Source organism: Proteus sp. TJ1640 (assembly GCF_003144445.1).
In the GTDB taxonomy this organism is placed as follows: Bacteria; Pseudomonadota; Gammaproteobacteria; order Enterobacterales; family Enterobacteriaceae; genus Proteus; species Proteus penneri.
In genome coordinates this window covers 142,292-160,451 of record NZ_PENY01000021.1, presented here as the reverse complement: position 1 = coordinate 160,451, position 18,160 = coordinate 142,292, and the positions used below count along the sequence as shown (strand labels likewise).

Genomic DNA, 18,160 nt, shown 5'->3' with positions numbered 1-18,160 from the left:
GTATTTAATTTAGGAATATTGTTAGATTAAAGCTTATTCATAATCACTAATTGGCGCACATGAACAATGTAAATGGCGGTCGCCATACACATCATCCAGACGTTTAACCGCAGGCCAATATTTGTTTTGTTTCGTTGCTTCACTTGGGAATACAGCACACTCTCGGCTATAACCGTGTGACCACTCTTGCACTAATTCATATTGTGTATGAGGTGCATTAACTAATGGATTGTCATCAATTGGCCATACACCTTTATCTACCTGTGCAATTTCAGCTCGAATAGAAAGCAGAGCTTCAATAAAGCGGTCAATTTCCACTTTGCTTTCTGATTCTGTCGGCTCAATCATCAATGTACCCGCAACAGGGAATGACATGGTTGGAGCGTGAAATCCATAGTCAATTAAACGCTTAGCCACATCCATTTCACTGATACCGTAATTTGCTTTTAATGGACGAATATCGATAATACATTCATGTGCGACATAACCATCAGCGCCAGCATAAAGAATGTCATAGTCATTTTTCAGACGTTGCGCGATATAATTCGCATTTAAGATTGCCACTTGGCTTGCTTGTTTAAGCCCTTGAGACCCCATCATACGAATATACATCCAACTAATGGGGAGTATTGAAGCGCTACCAAATTGAGCTGCAGAAACCGCGCCTTGTGTGGTGACATTCTCCATTTCAACAACAGAATGTCCTGGTACAAATGGTGCTAAGTGTGATTTCACACCAATAGGTCCCATACCTGGGCCACCACCGCCATGAGGAATACAGAAAGTTTTATGTAAGTTTAAGTGAGAAACATCAGAGCCAATAAAGCCCGGTGTTGTGATCCCCACTTGCGCATTCATATTGGCACCATCAAGATAAACTTGTCCGCCATATTGATGAATGATTTCACAAACTTCACGAATACCTTCTTCATAAACACCATGCGTTGATGGGTATGTCACCATTACACAAGAGAGTTCAGCTTGATGCTTTTCTGCTTTAGCTTTTAAGTCTGCAATATCAATATTGCCGTTATCATCACATCCCACCACCACTACCGTCATTCCTGCCATATGAGCAGAAGCAGGGTTAGTACCATGTGCTGAACTTGGGATCAAACAGATATGTCGCGTTCCTTCACCACGACTTTGGTGATAACGACGAATAGCTAATAAACCTGCATATTCACCTTGAGCACCCGAGTTTGGTTGCATACACATTGCATCATAACCGGTTAATGCAGCAAGCCAATTAGCCAATTGCCCAATCATTACCTGATAGCCTTTCGCTTGATAAGCTGGGCAGAATGGATGTAGCTCTGTAAATTCAGGCCATGTAATAGGGATCATTTCAGCTGCAGCATTAAGTTTCATCGTACATGATCCTAATGGGATCATCGCTTGATTCAATGCTAAGTCTTTATTTTCCAAACGATGCATATAGCGCATCATTTCTGTTTCACTGTGATACTGATGAAAGTTTTCATGTGTCAGCACAGTGTCTTTACGTTGCATAGATGCGGGAATAGATGCTGAAGATGAAGCGACTTGTTTATCAAGTGTATCAATATCACCCACCAATGCTTTACCACTGATAATTTCAACTAGCTTTAATACATCTTCACGAGTTGTAATCTCGCTTAATGTGACACCAACGGCACCCACAATATCAGTGCGCAAGTTAATTTCAGCGTCTTTTGCACGTTGTAATACAGCGGCTTTATCTGCTGTTTCAACTGTTAAGGTATCAAACCAAGTTTGATGGCGTAAGGCCATGCCATTTTGCTGTAAACCCGCTGCCAAAATATCCGTTAAACGATGAATACGTTGAGCGATAGTTTTTAATCCTTCTGGCCCATGATAAACCGCATACATAGCAGCAATGTTGGCAAGCAAAACTTGAGATGTACAGATATTGGAGTTGGCTTTTTCACGACGAATATGCTGTTCACGCGTTTGCATTGCCATGCGTAATGCCCGATTACCCGCAGCATCACGAGATACCCCAATAATACGCCCTGGCATTGCTCGTTTATATTCATCACGACAAGCAAAGAATGCTGCATGAGGGCCACCATATCCCATCGGTACACCAAACCGTTGTGCTGAACCTAATACGATATCAGCGCCTTGATGACCCGGTGCTGTTAATACCACCAGCGCCATTAAATCGGCAGCAACACTAGTAATGATTTTGCGTTCTTTCAGTTCAGTCAATAACTTACTGTAATCATGAACTTCACCCGTTGTGCCAACTTGTTGTAATAGCACACCAAAAACACCTTCAAGTTCCAATACTTTCTCAGCTTTATCAACAACAACATCAAAGCCAAAAGTATCTGCACGAGTTCTGACAACATCTAAGGTTTGAGGATGAATATCATCAGCGACAAAGAAACGATCTGCATTTTTTAGTTTGCTTACACGTTTTGCCATCGCCATTGCTTCGGCTGCAGCCGTTGCTTCATCGAGCAATGATGCAGAGGCGAGATCCATTCCTGTATAATCGATTGTCACCTGTTGGAAATTCAGTAATGATTCTAAACGACCTTGAGATACTTCTGGCTGATACGGTGTATAAGCGGTATACCAACCCGGATTTTCTAATAAATTACGCAAAATCACAGGAGGTAATACAGAAGGCGCGTACCCCATTCCAATATAAGAAGTAAAGCGTTTATTTTGGCTAGCGATCGCTTTCAATTCAGCTAAGGCTTCTTGCTCTGTTGCCCCTGCACCCACATTCGGTGGTGTTTCTAATTGAATATTATCTGGAACAATTTTTTGAGTTAATTCATTTAATGAGGAGACGCCAACAGCACTGAGCATCTCTTTAATCTGTTCTGGTGATGAACCAATATGGCGACGAATAAATTCATCGCGATACTCTAACTGGTTTAAAGTCTGTGTCATTGCAAGTAATTTCCTGAATTCACTATGATATGGATAGGTAAATAGCACACGGCTTAAAGCGCGTTAAGACAGCATTACGATAACAAGCTAACAAATGAAAACGCCCCGACATTAATTTGACGGGGCGCTTCGGTTTACTCTTCGCTATCTACCAATTCTTGATAACCAGCAGCATCAAGTAGGTCATCTAATTCACTTTCATTATTTGCTTTAATGCGAAATAGCCAACCTTCTCCGTAAGGCGCGCTGTTTACCAGCTCTGGAGAACCCTCTAACTCTTCATTTACTGCGATAATTTCACCCGATAATGGTGAATAGATATCTGATGCAGCTTTTACTGATTCCGCGACTGCACAATCATCACCTGCTGCCACTTCTCTACCCACTTCAGGTAGATCAACAAATACCATGTCACCTAATAATTCCTGTGCATGTTCAGTAATACCGATAGTGTATTCACCATTACCTTCTGAACGGATCCACTCATGAGACTGCGCGTATTTTAATTCACTAGGTATTTGACTCATTGACCTTACTCTCCATTTAAAATAATTGTGCGTGTTATACCAATGCTTTACCTGAACGAACAAAGCCAGGTTTTACCACTTCTACTGGCATCTCACGATTACGCATTAATACAATTGCGCTATCTTTTATACCTGCGGGAACTCTTGCTAATGCAATACTAAAGCCTAATGTGGGCGAGAAAGTACCACTTGTAATCACACCTTCTCTTAATTCCCCCAAATCATCAGTAAAGTGTACGGCAGTGCCTGCACGCAACACACCTTTCTCTCGCATGACAAGGCCAACAAGTTTATCTGTGCCTGTTGCGCGTAATTTTTCTAATGCTTCACGACCAATAAATTGACGATCTTCAGGTACCCATGCAATCGTCCAGCCCATATTCGCTTCAAGTGGATTAATAGTTTCATCCATCTCTTGGCTATATAAGTTCATTCCCGCTTCTAAACGTAACGTATCTCTTGCGCCTAATCCGGCAGGTTTAACACCCACTGCTAATAATTTTTTCCAAAAATCGACAGCTTGCTCTTTTGGCATCGCTATTTCATAACCTGCTTCACCGGTATAACCCGTTGTTGCGATAAACAAGTCATCAAGCTCTACGCCATAAAAAGGCTTCATAGCTGAAACAACTTGGCGTTGCTGTTCAGTTAATAAACGCTGAACCTTTTCTTGTGCATGCGGACCTTGAACCGCGATTAATGCCAAATCGTCACGAACAGTGATATCAACGACATAATCTGAAGCATGATGCTCAATCCATGCCAGATCCTTTTCACGAGTAGCGGAGTTCACCACAAGGCGATAGAAAGAATCATCAAAGTAATAGACGATAAGATCATCAATTACACCGCCTGATGCATTAAGCATACCGGTATAAAGTGCCTTACCTTTTTCGGTGAGTTTAGCGACATCATTCGCTAATAAATAACGTAGGAAATCTTTAACTTGCGAGCCATGTAAGTCAACAATGGTCATATGAGAAACATCAAACATACCTGCATCACGGCGTACATTGTGATGTTCATCTATTTGAGAGCCATAATGCAGTGGCATCATCCAACCATGAAAATCGACCATACGAGCACCGCAGGCTACGTGCTCATCATACAACGGAGTCTGTTTTGCCATTCTTCCCTCTTTCTACTTTTACTTTAGATTATTCAGAGAACGCAATTTGTTAAATATAAAATTAAACTTGATTAGAAATCAGCGTATTAATCACGAGGTTAAGTTTATTTTTAAACAGAGATTTAACAAATACGAGCAATTAACGTACAACGCAAACGATACCATCTTCTTGAACTTAGCATTGTCAGAAAAAATAAACCATAAGTTAAAATAGGGTATTGTGTTTCTCAATCATAATAGAGAGATATGAGTATGCAGAACTAATGATTGCAATTATGCGTATCAGCGCTCATTTTTAGCGAGGAATTCCTATAAAAAAGGAATTAGTGCAAAGAATAGACTGAAAAAATAGATTTTTTTAGTTCTATTTCTTCAGTCAGATATAAATAAAAGTAATGTGAAATAAGAGAGGAATTAGATTTTTTCAACTGAAGTGAAATTTTTATCACTTAACCATTCAGGTAAATCAGAAAGCCCCATTGCTTGTTCAAGTAACTTTGGTTTTACGCCCGGTAAACTATCTGCTAACGAAAGGCCGATATCTCGAACCAGCTTTTTAACTGGATTGTTGCCAGCAAAAAGTTCACGAAATCCCTGCATACTTGCCAACATAACAGCAGCAGCATGTTTGCGACGACGCTCAAATCGTCTCAAATAGAGATATTCACCAAAATCTTTACCTTCTGTTTTTAAGCGACGGATCTCACCGATTAACTCAGCAACATCCATAAAACCAAGGTTAACGCCTTGTCCAGCTAAAGGATGGATAGTATGTGCCGCATCGCCTAATAATGCTAAACGAGGCGCTGCAAATTGGCGTGCATAACGACCTGTTAATGGTATGGTCATGCGATCACTGATTAATTCACATTGGCCTAAACGCATATCAAAAGTCACACCTAACGTGCGCTCAAACAGTTTTTTTTCTGCGTTTTTATAACTTTCAGCGAGGTTGTTTGGTAAAGACCAAACGATAGAACAAGTATAAGGATCAGAAAGAGGCAGGAATGCCAAAATACCTTCGCCATGAAAGACTTGGCGTGCAACATTATCGTGGGGTTGTTCAGTACGAATAGTCGCGACTAATGCATGGTGTTCATAATCCCAAAAAGTCAGAGGAATATCTGCATGTTTGCGTAACCATGAATTAGCACCATCGGCTCCGACAACTAATCTTGCCGTCAACATTTCACCATCATTAAGGGTAATAAATGCATCATTTTCCCCCCAAACAACACGTTCAATTTGTGTCGATGAATAGAAGGTTATATCACTGTGGCTTTCACATTTTTGCCAAAGCACTTCTCGAATAAGGTTATTTTCGATAATAGAGCCTAAATGGCTAAACCCTTCTTTTTGTGCCGAAAATTCAATACGACCAAAACTATCTTGATCCCAAACTTCCATACCTTGATAAGGTGCAGTTCGTAATGCTTGTAAACTTTCCCAAACACCTAATTTTTTTAGCAACATTTCACTGGCTGTATTAATAGCAGATACCCGTAATGAAAAATCATCTTGCGGGTGAAAATGTTTTGTTACTGGGTGATTTTCTATTATCGCTATACGTAATCCACACCCGTGTAATCCGCAGGCTAATGCAAGCCCAACCATTCCACCACCAGCAATAACAACATCGAATGATTTCATAATAAAAGTATCCTAAAAAGCGATTATATTTAGTCTGTCCAGCCAAGTGTTTGATGCGCCAATTTATCTCTCATCATTGGGAGCAACTCCATCGTCATTAACCCTAAGTTGCGAGAAACAATCAATGGCACACAACGATTTGCAAACACTTTCACCAACCCATCAGTAATAGAGATTGTTTTTTCTCTATCTTGTTGGCGAATTTGTTGATATTGAGAGAGCACTCGATAACTACCAATATCAGCATTGGCATTAATCGCTTGAGTGATCGTATTGGCGAGTGCCATAACATCACGTAAACCGAGGTTAAAACCTTGCCCTGCGATAGGATGAAGTGTTTGCGAAGCATTGCCAACTAACGCTAAACGATGACCAATAATTTGATTGGCTTTTTGTAGTGCTAAAGGGTAGCAATTGCGCTTACCAATATGTTCTATTTTTCCTAAACGCCAGCCAAAGTCACGCTGTAAATGTGCAACGGTTGTTTCATCATCCCACTGTGAAATTTCATCCCATTTTTCAATCGGATGACACCACACTAATGAGCTACGCCCTTCACTCATCGGTAACATGGCTAATGGGCCAAATTCAGTAAAACGCTCGAAGGCTTTCCCCTCTGGGTCTATTTCTGTTTTGACATTAGCAATTACGGCGACTTGATGATAAGGCTCTCGTTGCCATTGAATATGGCATTGGTGGCCTATAGGCGAATTTGTACCATCTGCTGCAATCAGTAAATCACCTGTTACTTGCGTACCATTATCAAGCGTTACCTCAACGCAGTCGATATTACGCTGAACTTGTTCAACTTTAGCAGGGCAATAAAGCGCGATATTAGATTGCTTTTTTAGCTTGGCAAAGAGTAGCCGCCCTGCATCATGCAACTCAATCACATAACCAAGAGCTGAAATATCATAGTCTTGTGCATCAATATTAACAAAACCACAATGACCTTTATCAGAAACATGAACATGATTAATGGGAGTGACAAAAGGTTTTAATGTTGACCAAAGCCCGATTTGCTCTAACCGTTTCGCTGTTCCATGAGCCAATGCGATCGCTCTTGCATCAAACCCCGGATGCCCATTCTCAGGCTCTTTTGCTTCAATTAACGAAATTGAAATCTTACCTTTATTTAATGCAGAGAGTGCAAGTGCTAATGTCGCACCGGCCATTCCACCACCCACAATAATCACATTCATGCTGATTTTAGCCTTAAATTTTTCCTGCCATCAGAGCTTCAATTTCATCAGGATCTTTAACGACAGATGCCGTTAAGTTCTCATTTCCCGTTTCAGTGATAACAATGTCATCTTCAATACGAATACCAATCCCACGATACTCTTGTGGTACATCGGCATCTGGCGCGATATATAACCCCGGTTCGATAGTCAGCACCATGCCTGGTTCTAAAATACGGTCACGGTCTGTGCCATAATGTCCAACATCATGAACATCAAGACCTAACCAATGGCTTAAGCTATGCATAAAGAAACGCTGATAAGCTTTTGTTTCAATAAGATGCTCAATTTCACCGTGCATAATGCCTAGTTTAACCAATCCTTCGACCATGATATACACGACATGCTCAGTGACTTCTTTGATGCTTGTACCAGGTTTGTACAATTCCAAAGATACATTGATGGATTTTAAGACAATGTCATAAATTTCACGTTGTTGACGGCTAAATTTACCATTGACAGGGAAAGTACGGGTGATATCACCAGCATAACCTTCATATTCACAGCCTGCGTCAATGAGTACTAAATCCCCATCACGCATTTTGGTTTCGTTTTCGGTGTAGTGCAAAATACAACCATTTTCACCGCTGCCGACAATACTGTTATAGGAAGGAAAACGCGCACCATGAGAGACAAACTCATGTTCAATCTCACCTTGAAGTTGATATTCATACATACCAGGCTGACATTTTTGCATCGCACGCGTATGTGCTAATGCAGTAATTTTTCCGGCTTTACGCAGTAATTCAAGTTCAAAATCAGATTTAAATAGGCGTTGCTCATGAACAATTGGACGCCAATCAATAATAATTTGTGGTGCTTTTAAATTACGACGGGAACCTTTTCTTAAGGTTTCTAATGCATTAAAGACTATCTCATCAGCAAATGCATATTCACCTTGAGCATGATAAACAATATCTAACCCGTTTAATAATTGGTAAAGTTGTTCATTAACATCTTCATAAGGTAGCGCCTTATCAACGCCCAATTTTTCAGGTGCAGCTTCTTGCCCAAGGCGACGACCAAACCAAATTTCAGCGGTTAAATCTCTAACACGATTAAAAAGCACACTATGATTATGTGTTTCATCACTTTTAATCAGCACAAGAATAGCTTCAGGCTCACTGAAACCCGTTAGATAAAGGAAATCACTATGTTGACGATAAGGATACTCACTATCGGCATTACGTTGCGCTGGTGGTGCAGCGAAAAAGATAGCTGCACTCGCAGGCTTCATTTGAGCTAATAATGCCTGACGACGGGATAAAAATTCTTGCTTATTCATACCCACTCCTGTCTTTCATTTATCTTTATGGTTATCTAATTAATGATGAAATTAATGTAGTACACGTTGCTCATTTTGTTCGTTATTATCTTTGTCTTTTGGTGCAACAAAAGTGATATAACAAAGTTGAACAGATACTTTTACATATTCACTGACTTCTTCAAGTGCATCTTCAAGTTCTTCTTGGTTTTCGTCTTCTTCGTAACCTAGCGCACCTATATTACGCAAATCTGTAATCACTTCGGTCAATTCTTTATGATCAGACAACTTAGGTTGAGCAACTCCCAACCCTAAAAGAAAATGATTAACCCAACCCGCAAGCGCATCAGCTCTTGAAAAAACCGATTCAGACTCGTCAGGTACTAACATAAAGAAGTTGAACACACTGTCATCAAGCTGTTCATAGGTGATGTGATAAAGCTCTTCAAGCGGCTCTGATAGCGTTTTAGGAAAGGCTAAACCTTCATTAGTCAGATCGTGCAATAAGGTTTTCCAACTGCTATCGCGCACTGCACCGCAAATAAATCCTGTAATCAAACCATGCATTTCAGCCGCGGTTAAAGGTATTGTATGTTGCTGTAATAATGCATCAATAGTTTGGTAATTCGGTAATGTGTTCTGTTTTGACATAAGAATAAACGTCGCATTTAGGGGAATAGTTCAAGATATGCTACCATCAATAGAAGTCGCTGTACCAGTTAAGCCATGTTAATCATTGGAATTTTTGCAGTAATAGCGTTTAATACAGTGTTATAACCGTATACACTACTAAACACGTAGCACAGATTTTATGTCAGGAAGGAATCATGTCCGCACAACCCGTTGATCTTCAAATTTTTGGGCGCTCATTACGTGTCAATTGCCCACCAGAACAAAGAGATGCTTTACTGGCTTCTGCTGCTGAACTGGAACAACGATTACAAGATCTCAAAGAACGCAGTGGTGTTTCCAACACAGAGCACTTAATTTTTATCGTGGCATTAAATATGAGTCATGAGTTGGCAGAAGAAAAGTTAAAAACCAGAGACTATGCCTACAACATGGAAGAAAAGATAAAAATGCTACAACAATCCATTGAACAAGCTTTACACGATCAAGGCAAGCACCATGATCGCACTTTTTCAACTGCGAAGTAGATTTGTTCAGAAAGCATGCGTATACCACGAAATTCACAGATAATAGGTTGCTTTCTACAATTAAAATAATACAATAGTTCATAGATAAGGTGCTTAACGCACCCACCAAATTTCTCTGAGATGTTTGCCAGCGGGCCAGTCCCCTGAGCCGATATTCGAAACACATAGAACGTGGTGATCTGTTGCTTGTGAGCATACCCGATTCGTTCAGGCAGCCTAATGGTAGCAACACTATGTTCACCTTGGACCATGGGTTCAAGGGTTACAGCTTGCGGCGGCATCTTGGAGACCCTACTAAAGTTCTAAACATTAAGTATTTTATAACTACTTAGTGTTTAGAACTTTTTTTATGCTTCTATTCTCATATCTTCAACCTCTTTGCTTTCTTACCTCTAAAGTGTGATAAATTGATAGAAATGATGATTTCCACTTAACACCAAGCACTTATTGATGGATTAATGAATGACCCATACTTCACTTTTTCAACAAAGAGATGAAATCCGCAAAACTATTCGCCAAAAGCGACGTTCACTGACATCAGACAAACAACAACAGGCTGCTGATAAATTATGTGAGCAAGTTCTTACTCACTCTAAAATCAAGCCTGCGCAGACGATTGCACTATTTCTTTCTTTTGATGGTGAAATTGATACATCACCTTTGATCTCTCAACTATGGGCATTAAATAAACAGGTTTGCTTACCAGTATTACACCCATTTCATCGTCATCACCTCCTTTTTTTACGCTACACACCTTCTACTGTATTAGTCAAAAATCGCTTTAATATTTCTGAGCCTCCTTTAAATGTGAATATGGTTATTCCTATCTCTAATATTGATATTATTTTTACACCGTTAGTGGCTTTTGATACCCAAGGCCAACGATTAGGTATGGGGGGAGGTTTTTACGATAGAACACTAGAAAACTGGCAACAAAAATCATTTTACCCAATGGGGCTTGCTCATACTTTCCAACAAGTTGATCATCTTCCTATTGCTAATTGGGATGTTCCATTACCTGAAATTATTACACCTAATAAAAAATGGAACTTCAATAACTAACTTATATATATTAATTTTTATTTTCCACCATCTTTGTTTTTTTATATCATTATCTTACATTATTAGTTTAAATCTCTATTTTTAACCAAACTGTATCTAAGATGAAAAATAGAGAAAACACAAAGATTATAAAAAGTATCAATATAATTCTAAAATTATCGGGAAAACAATTAGACAATGACAATTTAACTAATAATGAATGTAATAGCACTATCTCATCATTAGAAAAAACCTACGCTTTTAAACTAAGAAAAAAAAGCATTCATCATATTTTTAAAAAACAATTAAATCATCCAATTATATTTTTAGACAATTTAGAAAACATATTTATTATTTTAAAATATAATGATCATGAGTTTCTGATTTATAACCTACAAACTGACCAAATGGAAACGTGGAACAAAGAAACGTTAATAAAAAACAGTGCTCATCACTATTATTATCTAGATTTTTTAACAAAGCATTTTTTTGATATTTCTTGGTTTATTCCTACTTTTATGAAATATCGTTCATTCTTTCAAAGTGTTTTATTTTACTCGTTGATTCTTCAGCTGCTAGCACTTGCATCTCCTCTAGTCACACAAATAATTATGGACAAAGTTATTATACATCGAGCTTTGTCCACACTTGATGTATTAGTAATAGGTCTTATTTTTGTAGCTATTTCAAGCTCTGTACTTCAGGGAATAAGAGAGTATATTTATCATCATACTGCTAATAAAATTGATATGTTACTGAGTTTAAAATTGACTCATCATTTATTCAAGTTACCTATTAGTTACTTTAAATCTCGCCAAACAGGTATTATTGTCACCCGTGTAAAAGAACTTGATATTATTCGAGAATTTATTACAAAGACCTTATTAATGTTATTAGTTGACTTCTCATTTATTTTTATTTTTCTGTTTGTTATGGCATATTTGTCATTAAAGTTAACATTAATATTTCTTACCACCATTCCACTCTATTTTATATTAGCTAAATTAATTGCACCAAAAATAGAAAACACAGTACAACAACTTTATCAATGCTCGGCAACAAATAGTGCTTTTTTAACAGAAACACTAGGAGGCATAGAAACAATAAAAAGTCTTTCATTAGAACCGCGTTTTACACAACAGTGGAATACGCAAATTCATCAACTGACTAATGAAAATTTAAAATTACAAAATATTGATAATCTATCGCAATACATTGTTTCATTTTTACAAAAAATAACGATAGCCACTCTTTTATGTCTTGGTGCTTCTGAAGTGATTTCACTCTCAATGACCATAGGTCAGCTAATAGCATTTAATATGTTGTTAACTCATTGTTTGCAACCTTTAAGTTCCGCAATAGAAGTTTGGGGAAAGTATATAAGAACAAAAACGGCTGTTTATAATTTACAAGACATTCTTAATCTTCCAATAGAGCAAGAAAAAGCACATAAGAAAATTATATTACAAGGTGAAGTGAGTTTTGAGAATGTAAGTTTTTACTATCAACATGATGCTCCCGCCATTTTAAAGCAAATTTCTCTTGTGATTAAAAAGCATGAAACTATTGGCATAGTTGGAACTTCTGGATCAGGAAAAAGCACATTAGCACGCATGATCGCAGGACTTTATATACCACAATTAGGACTAGTTAAGCTTGATGGAATTCCTGTTTGCGAAATTCCTCCCACAGTATTACGTCAACAAATAGGATTTGTATTACAAGAGAATTTTTTATTTCATTTAACCGTTTTTGATAATATCCGATTAACCCAACCATCAGCCTCATTAGATGAAGTTATTCATGTTGCTAAATTAGCAGGTGCTCATGAATTTATTTTAAAGCTTCCTTTGGGATACGATACCTTAATTGCTGAAAATGGCAGATCTTTATCTGGGGGACAACGCCAACGTATAGCAATTGCCAGAGCCTTACTATCATCACCTAAGATTTTAATTTTTGATGAAGCCACTAGTGCATTAGATGGCGAGTCTCAAGCCATAATTGAAAAAAACCTTCCTCTTATAACGCAAAATAAAACCGTCATTATGATAGCTCATCGCCTTTCAACAATAAAAAACTGTGACCGCATTATTGTATTAGAAAATGGTCAGATAATTGAAGAAGGAAAACATAATGAATTGATTAAAAAAGATAGTTCTTATAAAAAACTTTGGCTACATCAACAAGGATAAAAATAATGAAATCAAAAATCAAACAACTCATTAATCATTATTTTAAAGCTAAAAAAGAGCCTAAAAACTATGATTTTTACCCTAATCATATTGCAGTGCTTGAAAAACCACCAACACCTTATAGCCGTATTATTGCGATAATAATTTCATTAAGCGTTATTATATTTATACTCTGGGCATATATAGGCAAATTGGATGTACTCTCATCAGCAATGGGAAAATTAGTTGTTTCAGGTTACTCTCAACAAATTCAAATTTATGAACATAGTCGCTTAACAGCAATCCATGTAAAAAATGGCCAACAGGTTTCCAAAGGAGAAGCTTTATTAACACTTGATATTTTAGGTGTTGATGAAGAGATCAATAATCTAAAAAATAAAATAGAGAATCTATTATTATTAAAAATTCGTTATCAAGCATTAAGTCAAATTACTTTACCTGATACATTCCCTCAATTTAATTCATTAAATGAGAAAAACAAAGAATCAATTCTATTAAGTTATAAAAAAGAAAAAGATGAATTTGATGCCAGTATCAATAATATTAATGCTGAAATAGAAACTAACAATAAAAATAAACTCCTGACTCATCAGGAAATTGAATCATTAAATAAATTAAAGAAGAATATTGAAAATCGCTTTAATATAAAAAAGACACTTTATGATAAGAAAATCATTAGTACTATGGAATTTTTAGAAAATCAACATGAACTACTAGAAATTAACCGTTCTCTTAAGAGGAAATCATCAGAGTTAATTATTTTATCCAGTCAAGAAAAAAAGCATATTAAAGAACGCGACAGATTAGAAAAACAAAAATATCTAGAGTGGTATGACAAATTTAAACAATATGAAAGTGAAGTTTTTCTTTATCAGCAAAATCTTTATCATGCTCAGAAACGTCAGCAATTAAAAATTGTACGTTCTCCTGTTACAGGTACTGTCCAAGAGCTCTCTGTTCATACTCTAGGAGCTGTATTACAACCTTCACAAGCAGTAATGGTAATAGTACCAGATAATCAACATAATGTTGCAGAGGTAAATATTCTCAATAAAGATATTGGTTTTATCTATCCTGGACAAAAAGCGGTAATTAAAATTGATGCCTTTCCTTATACCCGTTATGGCACCATTGAAGGAACTATTATCAATATAGCAAAAGATTCCGTACAGCATGAACAATTAGGCTTAGTTTATCCAGTCCTTATTGAACTAGATAAACAAGCTATTGGTGAAGATGAAGAGCAATATCAGCTTGCCACAGGGATGTCTTTAGTCGCTGATGTAATTATTGAAAAACGTCGAGTGATTGATTATTTACTCAGCCCAATAGAAGTTTATCGTCATGAAGCATTAAGGGAAAAATAATAGAGAGATATCTATGAATAATATAGCTAAAAATCATCTTCCTCTTCATCCTTCAATTATTGATGGGCTAATTTATTTTTCAAAAGAAAATAAAAACTCATTAAAAAAAGAGCAGCTTATTCATTTTTTAGGTGATATTAATCATCTTTCTGAGTTAAATATTATTGAAGCTGCTCAACAACTAAATTTAAAATGCCAATTCTCTCACCTTAATAATAAAGATGAAAGTATCATTGATACACTTATTGAAATAAATGGATATTGGTATATTCTAAAGAAAAGAACAAATGATAAATTAATTATTATTGATCCAAGTACTAACACAGAAAAAATTCATCATATTAATAAAAACATCACTTTTCCAACGCTTCTAATTATTAATAAGATACTTACAAATAAACTAAGCAAGTTTAGTTTAATGTGGTGTATTCCTTCTTTATTGAAACAAAAAAAATCATTATATTTAATTTTTATTTTATCTTGTTTTATTCAATTATTTTCTTTAGTAAATCCAATCATTTTTGAAAAAGTCATTGATAAGGTATTAACAGGAAGAAGCTTATCTAATTTACAAGTTTTAGGTTGGGTGCTTGTACTTATTGCAGTTATAGAGCCTATATATCTTTTAGTACGGGATAAACTTTATGCTTTTGTTTCTTGCACCCTAAGTGCGGAATTTTCTGGTAAAATTTATAATCATCTCATTCGATTACCAAATCAGTTTTTTAATCAACGTCAATCTGGACAAATTATCTCTCGTATTCAAGAGCTTGCCCATATTCGCCAATTTATTACTGGCTCAGCACTGATGATGGTGTTGGATTTTATTTTTATTATCGTGTTTATTTCAGTGATGTTTGCTTACTCAGTTTTATTAACTTGGATAACCATAGCAGCATTAGTACTTTATTTTTTACTCTGGCTGATACTTGGCCCAATGATCCGTTATTGGGTTGAACAAGAGTACCAAGCGAATGCCGATAATACGAGCTTATTAACTGAAGCCATCAATGGTATAGAAACCATTAAAATAACAGCAACAGAAAACCAATTTATTGAAAAATGGCAATATAAGCTCACCAACCATATTCTTAAGCGTTTTTCTGCTGCCAAAAAAGCGTTACTTGCTCAGCAATTAATTGGCGCTGTTCATAAAATTACTATGGCAATTATCTTGTGGCATGGTGTGAACTTAATTATGAAGACACAGTTAAGTGTGGGAGAATTAGTGGCTTTTAATATGTTTGCCGCTCATATTACACAACCTATTTTACGTTTAGCTCAACTCTGGCAAGATGTTCAACAAACTAGCATCTCAATACGTCGTATTGGCGAGATCCTCAATACTCCCACAGAATATCAACATCAAGGGCTTGCCACTTTGCCACATATTAAAGGAAATATAGAATTCTCTCATGTACGCTTTCGTTATACAGACAATACTCCAGATGTGATTGAACAACTTTCTTTCGCTATTCCTGCAGGAAAGTTTATTGGTATTACAGGGCCATCAGGTTCAGGGAAAAGTACCATCACACGTTTAATTCAACGTTTTTATACCCCACAACAAGGGCAAATTTATATAGATGGCATGGATCTCGCAATTGCCGATCCCCTTGCTTTACGCCAATCGATTAGTGTTGTTTTACAAGATAATTTTTTATTTAGTGGCACTATTATGGAAAATATTCGTTTATCAAAACCTGATTGTAACGAAGAAGATATTATTGAAGCGACCAAATTAGCAGGGGCTTTTAATTTTATTACTCAACTCCCTAATGGGTTTAATACGCAAGTAGGAGAAAGAGGAAGTAATTTATCAGGGGGGCAGCGTCAGCGCATTGCTCTAGCAAGGGCACTTTTACCTAATCCGCGCATTCTTATTTTAGATGAGGCAACATCCGCATTAGATTATGGCTCAGAATCTGAAATCTTAGCAACCTTTCCTGCTATTTGTAAAAATAGAACGGTAATTTGTATCGCACATCGACTTAATTCCATTTCTATTTCAGATTATATTTATGTCATTGATAAAGGTCGTATATTAGAAGAAGGTACACATACAGATTTATTAAATAATAAAACACTTTATCAGCAATTGTGGCAACAACAGACACAGCAATAAACCATAATAAGTGATGAATCATAAAAATAAAGGCTCAAATTATTGAGCCTTTATTTTTAATATTAAAATCGTTTATTTAGTACAACATACGAGCACGAATTGTACCTGGTAACTCTTTCAGTTTCTGCAACACTAACTCAGCTTGAGCTTTAGTTTGTGTTGTAATATCAATCACAACATAACCTACATTACCTGATGTACGTAAATACTGTGCGGCTACATTGATATTTTCTTCAGTAAACACTTTATTGATGCTATTCATCATACCTGGGCGGTTTTCATGAATATGCAGTAAACGGTTTACATCATCACCGTGGCTTGGCAGTGATACTTCTGGAAAGTTAACCGCAGATAACGTAGAGCCATTATCTGAATATTTCGCTAATTTACCTGCAACTTCATAACCAATATTTTCTTGCGCCTCTTGTGTTGAACCACCGATATGAGGCGTTAATATCACGTTATCGAATTTAATAAGTTCAGAGACAAACGGATCGTTAGGATCGTTATTTGCACCTGGTTCAGATGGGAACACGTCAACGGCAGCACCAGATAAATGTTTTGATTCTAACGCTTGTGCTAAAGCAGGAATATCAACCACAGTACCACGAGAAGCATTGATAAGAATTGAACCTGGTTTCATGCGCTGAATTTCTTCATGACCAATCATATTCTTTGTTGATGGTGTTTCTGGTACATGTAAGCTGACAATGTCACACATATTCAATAGTTCAGACAGATGACGAATTTGCGTTGCATTACCCAGTGGCAGTTTATTTTCAATATCATAAAAATAAACATCTAAACCCACACTTTCAGCCAAAATTCCTAACTGTGTACCAATATGACCATAACCAATAATACCTAGTTTTTTACCGCGCGCTTCAAAACAACCTTTGGCTTGCTTATCCCAAACACCACGGTGGGCTTTCGCGTTTGCTTCCGGAATACGGCGCAGTAATAACAATAATTCACCTAGCACCATCTCAGCCACGGAACGAGTATTTGAGAAAGGAGCGTTAAAAACAGGAATACCGCGACGAGCAGCAGCATCTAAATCAACCTGATTGGTCCCAATACAGAAGCATCCTACAGCAACTAATTTTTCAGCGGCTGCAAAAATTTCTTCTGTTAAATGAGTGCGGGAACGAAGACCAACAAAACGTGCATCACGGATAGCTTCTTTTAATTCTTCGTCCGATAATGCGCCTTTGTGATATTCAATGTTGGTATAACCCGCAGCTCTTAAATTTTCTACTGCACTTTGGTGCACACCTTCAAGGAGTAGAAACTTTATCTTTTCTTTTTCCAAAGATACTTTGACCATTTACCCTGCCCTATCGTTGTTACATTTAATGAAAAACAAAATCCTGTCTCAACAACATAACAAAAATAGAGTTTGTGGCAATACAACCGATTGCAGTGATGACAGAATAAGCGATAAAGAAAGCGATTTTCTACCGAGTAAAATGATTTTGACTTTGAAAAAGGCAGGATTTTAAAGAGAGATATAACTATGGTGTGATATATATCACTGAATTTGCAGTTTCTAAA

13 protein-coding genes and 1 other RNA gene are annotated in these 18,160 nt (G+C 36.9%); 6 read left to right on the top strand and 8 right to left on the bottom strand.

Going from position 1 to position 18,160, the window contains the following annotated elements:
- Positions 1-33 precede the first annotated feature (33 nt).
- The 7 genes from gcvP to DK861_RS08130 all read right to left on the bottom strand — a co-directional run bounded on the left by gcvP (position 34) and on the right by DK861_RS08130 (position 9,372).
- Positions 34-2,910, bottom strand: a complete 2,877-nt coding sequence (gcvP, locus tag DK861_RS08160; RefSeq protein ID WP_109399789.1) for an aminomethyl-transferring glycine dehydrogenase — start codon at positions 2,908-2,910, stop codon at positions 34-36.
- Between the two features lie 134 nt (positions 2,911-3,044).
- The gene (gene gcvH / locus DK861_RS08155) at positions 3,045-3,437 is read right to left on the bottom strand and encodes a glycine cleavage system protein GcvH (protein WP_109399788.1); all 393 of its coding nucleotides are present in this window, start codon (positions 3,435-3,437) and stop codon (positions 3,045-3,047) included.
- 34 nt (positions 3,438-3,471) lie between these two features.
- A complete protein-coding gene (gcvT, locus tag DK861_RS08150; protein ID WP_006533682.1) occupies positions 3,472-4,566 on the bottom strand; it encodes a glycine cleavage system aminomethyltransferase GcvT in 1,095 nt (364 codons plus the stop codon).
- A gap of 414 nt (positions 4,567-4,980) precedes the next feature.
- Positions 4,981-6,216, bottom strand: coding sequence for an FAD-dependent 2-octaprenylphenol hydroxylase (gene ubiI / locus DK861_RS08145; protein WP_109399787.1), 1,236 nt, complete (start codon positions 6,214-6,216; stop codon positions 4,981-4,983).
- A gap of 29 nt (positions 6,217-6,245) precedes the next feature.
- Positions 6,246-7,418: a 2-octaprenyl-6-methoxyphenyl hydroxylase gene (gene ubiH, locus DK861_RS08140; RefSeq protein ID WP_109399786.1), complete on the bottom strand. Its 1,173-nt coding sequence runs from the start codon at positions 7,416-7,418 to the stop codon at positions 6,246-6,248.
- 13 nt (positions 7,419-7,431) lie between these two features.
- Positions 7,432-8,742, bottom strand: coding sequence for a Xaa-Pro aminopeptidase (gene pepP / locus DK861_RS08135; RefSeq protein WP_109399785.1), 1,311 nt, complete (start codon positions 8,740-8,742; stop codon positions 7,432-7,434).
- Positions 8,743-8,793: 51 nt separating this feature from the next.
- On the bottom strand, positions 8,794-9,372 hold the full coding sequence (locus DK861_RS08130) for a YecA family protein (RefSeq protein WP_109399784.1): 579 nt from the start codon (positions 9,370-9,372) through the stop codon (positions 8,794-8,796).
- Positions 9,373-9,548: 176 nt separating this feature from the next.
- Here DK861_RS08130 and zapA point away from each other — a divergent pair, with 176 nt between their 5' ends.
- The 6 genes from zapA to DK861_RS08100 all read left to right on the top strand — a co-directional run bounded on the left by zapA (position 9,549) and on the right by DK861_RS08100 (position 16,606).
- A complete protein-coding gene (zapA, locus tag DK861_RS08125) occupies positions 9,549-9,878 on the top strand; it encodes a cell division protein ZapA (RefSeq protein WP_023581530.1) in 330 nt (109 codons plus the stop codon).
- Positions 9,879-9,987: 109 nt separating this feature from the next.
- A non-coding RNA gene (gene ssrS, locus DK861_RS08120) (6S RNA) lies at positions 9,988-10,171 on the top strand.
- A gap of 169 nt (positions 10,172-10,340) precedes the next feature.
- Positions 10,341-10,940, top strand: a complete 600-nt coding sequence (locus DK861_RS08115) for a 5-formyltetrahydrofolate cyclo-ligase (protein WP_109399783.1) — start codon at positions 10,341-10,343, stop codon at positions 10,938-10,940.
- Positions 10,941-11,041: 101 nt separating this feature from the next.
- The gene (locus DK861_RS08110; RefSeq protein WP_109399782.1) at positions 11,042-13,114 is read left to right on the top strand and encodes an ABC transporter transmembrane domain-containing protein; all 2,073 of its coding nucleotides are present in this window, start codon (positions 11,042-11,044) and stop codon (positions 13,112-13,114) included.
- A 5-nt stretch (positions 13,115-13,119) separates the two neighbouring features.
- Complete coding sequence (locus tag DK861_RS08105; protein ID WP_239452150.1) at positions 13,120-14,481, top strand: HlyD family type I secretion periplasmic adaptor subunit; 1,362 nt, start codon at positions 13,120-13,122, stop codon at positions 14,479-14,481.
- A gap of 13 nt (positions 14,482-14,494) precedes the next feature.
- Positions 14,495-16,606: a type I secretion system permease/ATPase gene (locus DK861_RS08100; RefSeq protein ID WP_109399781.1), complete on the top strand. Its 2,112-nt coding sequence runs from the start codon at positions 14,495-14,497 to the stop codon at positions 16,604-16,606.
- 76 nt (positions 16,607-16,682) lie between these two features.
- On the opposite strand, the gene serA is transcribed toward DK861_RS08100, so the two are convergent.
- A complete protein-coding gene (serA, locus tag DK861_RS08095) occupies positions 16,683-17,933 on the bottom strand; it encodes a phosphoglycerate dehydrogenase (protein WP_006533704.1) in 1,251 nt (416 codons plus the stop codon).
- Between the last annotated feature and the right edge of the window lie 227 nt (positions 17,934-18,160).

Excerpts from the sequence above, each read along its gene's own strand:
- gcvP (WP_109399789.1), bottom strand. The coding sequence starts at position 2,910 with ATGACACAGACTTTAAACCAGTTAGAGTATCGCGATGAATTTATTCGT.
- gcvH (WP_109399788.1), bottom strand. The coding sequence starts at position 3,437 with ATGAGTCAAATACCTAGTGAATTAAAATACGCGCAGTCTCATGAGTGG.
- gcvT (WP_006533682.1), bottom strand. The coding sequence starts at position 4,566 with ATGGCAAAACAGACTCCGTTGTATGATGAGCACGTAGCCTGCGGTGCT.
- ubiI (WP_109399787.1), bottom strand. The coding sequence starts at position 6,216 with ATGAAATCATTCGATGTTGTTATTGCTGGTGGTGGAATGGTTGGGCTT.
- ubiH (WP_109399786.1), bottom strand. The coding sequence starts at position 7,418 with ATGAATGTGATTATTGTGGGTGGTGGAATGGCCGGTGCGACATTAGCA.
- pepP (WP_109399785.1), bottom strand. The coding sequence starts at position 8,742 with ATGAATAAGCAAGAATTTTTATCCCGTCGTCAGGCATTATTAGCTCAA.
- DK861_RS08130 (WP_109399784.1), bottom strand. The coding sequence starts at position 9,372 with ATGTCAAAACAGAACACATTACCGAATTACCAAACTATTGATGCATTA.
- zapA (WP_023581530.1), top strand. The coding sequence starts at position 9,549 with ATGTCCGCACAACCCGTTGATCTTCAAATTTTTGGGCGCTCATTACGT.
- DK861_RS08115 (WP_109399783.1), top strand. The coding sequence starts at position 10,341 with ATGACCCATACTTCACTTTTTCAACAAAGAGATGAAATCCGCAAAACT.
- DK861_RS08110 (WP_109399782.1), top strand. The coding sequence starts at position 11,042 with ATGAAAAATAGAGAAAACACAAAGATTATAAAAAGTATCAATATAATT.
- DK861_RS08105 (WP_239452150.1), top strand. The coding sequence starts at position 13,120 with ATGAAATCAAAAATCAAACAACTCATTAATCATTATTTTAAAGCTAAA.
- DK861_RS08100 (WP_109399781.1), top strand. The coding sequence starts at position 14,495 with ATGAATAATATAGCTAAAAATCATCTTCCTCTTCATCCTTCAATTATT.
- serA (WP_006533704.1), bottom strand. The coding sequence starts at position 17,933 with ATGGTCAAAGTATCTTTGGAAAAAGAAAAGATAAAGTTTCTACTCCTT.